This is a genomic window from Gluconobacter sp. P1D12_c (assembly GCF_018812105.1).
In the GTDB taxonomy this organism is placed as follows: domain Bacteria; phylum Pseudomonadota; class Alphaproteobacteria; order Acetobacterales; family Acetobacteraceae; genus Gluconobacter; species Gluconobacter oxydans_A.
The window spans coordinates 1-610 of record NZ_JACSIQ010000177.1 but is presented as its reverse complement, the minus strand read 5'-3'; the positions used below and the strand labels follow the sequence as shown (position 1 = coordinate 610).

Genomic DNA, 610 nt, shown 5'->3' with positions numbered 1-610 from the left:
CGGCAGAAACACCGAGTTTGAGCAGTTCCTGATGCTGGGCCGCGAGATCCTGTTTGTCCGTCGAGCAGCGGGCATAGCCGATCATTATGTGTGTCATACGGGAAAGTGTAACGTATAAGGCCCCATGACTGCAAAACATATGGTACCACCTTTATGAGACACAGCACACGGCTGTATTCCATGACGTGTTGCACTTGTCCGGGACAGTCCGTCCAACKATCCCCTTCCGGACACATGAAGGAGACATCCGATCATGGCGCGGCGCCGTCTTCTGACCCGTGAAGCTCTCGCCCGACATTACGAGCCTTCTGTCGATGATCGCGAGATCACGAGACATTTTACACTCAGCCAGGATGACTTCGATCTGATCGCAACCCGCCGCGGAGAAACCTCCCGATTGGGTTTCACGATGGTCATGCTCTACATGCGCTGGCCGGGACGGGTGCTGGAATCTGGTGAAACACCACCGGCTCCCATTCTGTCATTTGTTGCGCGGCAGCTCGACCTGTCCCCTGGGCTCTGGTCCCATTACGGACGTCGTGACGAAACCCGTCGATCCCATCTGGCCCACCTGATGAAGCGTTATGGCTACCGAACCTTCGATCGGTCG

The 610-nt window shown here is 56.3% G+C and carries 2 protein-coding genes; one reads left to right on the top strand and one right to left on the bottom strand.

The genetic code is table 11. From position 1 onward, the window contains the following. On the bottom strand, window positions 1-97 hold a 97-nt coding region (locus tag KP705_RS21185; protein ID WP_215764986.1), incomplete at its 3' end, for a recombinase family protein. A gap of 156 nt (window positions 98-253) precedes the next feature. Here KP705_RS21185 and KP705_RS16195 point away from each other — a divergent pair. Then, on the top strand, window positions 254-610 hold a 357-nt coding region (locus KP705_RS16195), incomplete at its 3' end, for a DUF4158 domain-containing protein (protein ID WP_215764985.1).